General features: G+C 72.5%; 5 protein-coding genes and 1 pseudogene. 5 read left to right on the forward strand and 1 reads right to left on the reverse strand.

Going from position 1 to position 3,854, the window contains the following annotated elements; translation table 11 throughout:
• The 5 genes from ACFFNX_RS44515 to aroQ all read left to right on the forward strand — a co-directional run.
• The coding region (locus tag ACFFNX_RS44515) for a DALR anticodon-binding domain-containing protein (RefSeq protein ID WP_378212308.1) at positions 1–339 on the forward strand (339 nt) is incomplete at its 5' end.
• Positions 340–400: 61 nt separating this feature from the next.
• Positions 401–1,576: a chorismate synthase gene (aroC, locus tag ACFFNX_RS44520; RefSeq protein ID WP_378212309.1), complete on the forward strand. Its 1,176-nt coding sequence runs from the start codon at positions 401–403 to the stop codon at positions 1,574–1,576.
• Complete coding sequence (locus tag ACFFNX_RS44525) at positions 1,573–2,073, forward strand: shikimate kinase (RefSeq protein WP_378212311.1); 501 nt, start codon at positions 1,573–1,575, stop codon at positions 2,071–2,073. The genes aroC and ACFFNX_RS44525 overlap by 4 nt, the downstream gene beginning before the upstream one ends.
• 40 nt (positions 2,074–2,113) lie before the next feature.
• A complete protein-coding gene (aroB, locus tag ACFFNX_RS44530; protein ID WP_378212312.1) occupies positions 2,114–3,181 on the forward strand; it encodes a 3-dehydroquinate synthase in 1,068 nt (355 codons plus the stop codon).
• Positions 3,182–3,201: 20 nt separating this feature from the next.
• Positions 3,202–3,645 (forward strand): type II 3-dehydroquinate dehydratase, encoded by a 444-nt coding sequence (aroQ, locus tag ACFFNX_RS44535; protein ID WP_378212313.1) that lies wholly within the window; start codon positions 3,202–3,204, stop codon positions 3,643–3,645.
• Positions 3,646–3,667: 22 nt separating this feature from the next.
• On the opposite strand, the pseudogene ACFFNX_RS52460 reads toward aroQ, so the two are convergent.
• Positions 3,668–3,854: pseudogene (locus tag ACFFNX_RS52460) on the reverse strand (IS982 family transposase); the annotation flags it as partial.

The raw sequence follows: 3,854 nt of genomic DNA on the forward strand, positions 1-3,854 counted from the left end.
TCGGAGGCGTTCACCCGCCTGACCGCCGCGCTCCAGCGGGTGCTGCGGATCGTGCCGGCGGACACGCCCGCGTCCCACGATCCCGCGCTGTTCGAGGACGCCGCGGAGCACGCGCTGGCCACCGCCCTCGCGGGCGTCGCGGACAAGCTGCGCGCCGGCCCGCTGCCGCTGCCGGAGTTCGCCACGGTGGCCGAGGCGCTGGTCGAGCCCATTGACGACTACTTCGACAAGGTGCTCGTCATGGCCGACGACGCGGCCGTACGCGCGAACCGGCTCGGCCTGCTGGCCGCCATCCGCGACCTGGTCGCCGGCGTCCTCGACTGGCGCGAGATCGCCTGAGACGTGCTCAAATGCTGGACACCTGCATGGGACACCACCCGTACATGAAAGTATTTACCGCATGTTGCGCTGGCTGACCGCGGGGGAGTCGCATGGCCCGGCCCTCGCCGCGATCCTCGAAGGGCTGCCCTCCGGCGTGGCCGTGACCTCGGCCGACATCGGCGAGGCGCTGCGCCGCCGGCGCCTGGGCTACGGACGCGGCGCCCGCATGAAGTTCGAGCAGGACGAGGTCGAGATCATCGGCGGCATCCGCCACGGCCGTACGCTCGGCGGCCCGATCGCGATCCGCGTGGGCAACACCGAGTGGCCCAAGTGGGAGACGGTGATGTCGGCCGACCCGGTCGACCCCGAGGCGCTCGCCGCACAGGCGCGCAACGCGCCGCTGTCGCGGCCCCGCCCCGGCCACGCCGACCTGGTCGGCATGCAGAAGTACGGCTTCGACGACGCCCGGCCGATCCTCGAGCGCGCCAGCGCCCGCGAGACGGCCGCCCGGGTGGCGGTCGGTGAGGTCGCTCGCGCCTTCTGCCGCCAGGTGCTCGGCGTGGAGATCCTCAGCCACGTGGTCGCGCTCGGCGAGGTGAGCGTCCCCGAGGGCGTGATCCCCGAGCCCGGCGACCTCGAGCGCATCGACGCCGACCCGGTCCGCTGCCTCGACCCGGACACCAGCGCCGCGATCGTGACGCACATCGAGCAGGTCAAGAGGGACGGCGACACGCTCGGCGGCGTGGTCGAGGTCGTCGTGCACGGCCTGCCGCCGGGCCTGGGCAGCCACGTCCACTGGGACCGGCGCCTCGACTCCCGCCTCGCCGCCGCCCTCATGGGCATCCAGGCGATCAAGGGCGTCGAGGTCGGCGACGGCTTCCGCACCGCCGCGCGGCGGGGCTCGCAGGCGCACGACGAGATCGTGCGCGACGGCGAGATCCGGCGGGTCACCAACCGCGCCGGCGGCGTCGAGGGCGGCATGACGACCGGCGAGACCCTGCGGGTCCGCGCCGCCATGAAGCCCATCTCCACGGTGCCGCGCGCACTGTCCACGATCGACGTGCTGACCGGCGAGCCGGCCAAGGCCATCAACCAGCGCAGCGACGTCACCGCCGTCCCGGCCGCGGGCGTGGTGGCCGAGGCGATGGTGGCCCTGGTCCTCGCCGAGGCCGCGGTCGAGAAGTTCGGCGGCGACTCCGTCGAGGAGACCGCCAGGAACCTGCAGGGCTACCTATCCTCACTGGTGATCAAATGAAACCCAAGGCCGTCGTCATCGGCCCGCCCGGGTCGGGCAAGACCACGGTCGGAGGCCTCCTCGCGGAGCGGCTCGGAGTCGCCTTCCGCGACACCGACCACGACGTCGAGGCCGAGGCCGGCAAGCCGATCGGAGAGATCTTCGTCGACGACGGCGAGGAGTACTTCCGCGCGCTCGAACGCGCGGCCGTCCAGGCCGCGCTAGCCGAGCACGACGGTGTCCTCGCCCTCGGCGGCGGCTCCATCCTCGACGCCGGCACCCGGGCCGACCTGGCGGAGCTGCCGGTCATCTACCTGGAGGTCGGGCTGTCGGACGCGGTCAAGCGCGTCGGCCTCGCCTCGGCGCGGCCGCTGCTCGTGCTCAACCCGCGCAGCCAGTTCCGCAAGCTGATGGAAGAGCGCCGGCCGATCTACGAGGGCCTCGCCACGATCCGGGTCGCCACGGACGACCGGGAGCCCGCCGACATCGTCGACGAGATCGTCAAGGGGCTTGCATGAGTGGGCGAACCGGCGTCGCTCCTGCGACGAAGGCGGGCGCGTGAGCCGGATCCCGGTGGGCGGCGACGCGCCGTACGACGTGGTGATCGGCACCGGGGTCCTCGGCGAGTTGCCCTCGCTGCTCGGTACGGCCGGGATCGTCGCCGTCGTGCACGCCGAGGGGCTGCCGGAGATCGCGCGGCCGGTCTGTCACGCCCTTGCCGACGCCGGGTACGACGCGCGTCCGCTGCCGGTGCCGGACGGCGAGGCGGGCAAGGACGTCACCGTGCTGGCCGGGCTGTGGTCCGCGTTCGCCGGCATGAGCATGACCCGATCGGACGCGATCGTCGGCGTCGGCGGCGGGGCCACGACGGACCTCGCCGGGTTCGCCGCCGCGACCTGGCTGCGCGGCGTACGCGCCGTGCTGGTGCCGACCACGCTCCTCGGCATGGTCGACGCGGCCGTCGGCGGCAAGACCGCGATCGACATCCCCGAGGGCAAGAACCTCGTCGGCGCTTTCCACCCGCCCGCCGGCGTCCTGTGCGACCTGGCCACGCTCGTGACCATGCCGCGCGAGGACTACGTCGCCGGCCTCGCCGAGGTGATCAAGGCCGGGTTCATCGCCGATCCCCGCATCCTGGAGCTTGTCGAGGACGACCCGGAGGCGGCGGGCCGCCCGGACGGGCCGCACACCCTCGAACTGATCGAACGCGCCATCGCGATCAAGGCGCGTGTCGTGTCGGAGGACCTGCGGGAGAGCGGCCTGCGGGAGATCCTCAACTACGGCCACACGCTCGGCCACGCGATCGAGAAGGTCGAGGCGTACCGTTTCCGGCACGGCGACGCCGTTGCGATCGGCATGGTGTACGCCGCCGAGCTGGCCTGCCTCGCCGGGCGCCTCGGCGCCGACGTCGTCAAGCGCCACCGGGAGATCCTCACCGCGGTGGGCCTGCCGACGTCCTACACCGCCGAGGCCTGGCCGGAGCTGCGCGAGGCGATGCGCGTCGACAAGAAGGCGCGGGGCGCCCGGCTCCGGTTCGTCGTCCTGGACGGCCTGGCCGCGCCGGGCCGCCTGGAGGACCCGGACGAGGACCTGCTGAGATCCGCCTACGAACGGGTGGCACGATGACCGAGCACCTCCCGAACCCGATGAGCGAGGTGCTGGTCCTCAACGGCCCCAACCTCGGCCGGCTGGGCAGCCGCGAGCCCGACGTGTACGGGGCCACGACCTTCGACGACCTGACCGCCCTGTGCCGTGACACGGCCCGCCGCCTGGGCCTGCACGCCGAGATACGGCAGACCGACGACGAGGCGGAGCTGATCGCCTGGCTGCACGAGGCCGCCGACGGGCACATCCCGGTCGTGCTGAACCCCGCGGCCTTCACGCACTACTCCTACGCCGTACGCGACGCCATCGCGCAGCGCACGGCACCGCTGATCGAGGTCCACCTCTCCAACCCGGCGGCCCGTGAGGAGTTCCGCCACACCTCGGTCGTCGCGGGCGTGGCCTCGGGCACCATCGCCGGCTTCGGCACCTTCTCCTACGTCCTCGCCCTCCAGGCGGTCGCCGAACTCCTCGCCGAGTCCGCCTAGATGATCGATTCCAAGGGGTTTGGTGGTCGTAGGCGGTCAGCGTGCGTATTGTCGGCTGGCCGGTGTGATCGTTGTGCCAGATGGCGGCGGTCAGTGCGAGGATGCGTTGCAGGACGCGGACGGCCACGCCGCTGGGGTGCGGCCACGGTGTCGTTTCAGGTCGAGTTGGCCTTTGAAGGTCTCGTTGACCGATTCGATGATCTGCCGTA

It is taken from the genome of Actinoallomurus acaciae, from assembly GCF_042429965.1.
In the GTDB taxonomy this organism is placed as follows: Bacteria; Actinomycetota; Actinomycetes; order Streptosporangiales; family Streptosporangiaceae; genus Actinoallomurus; species Actinoallomurus acaciae.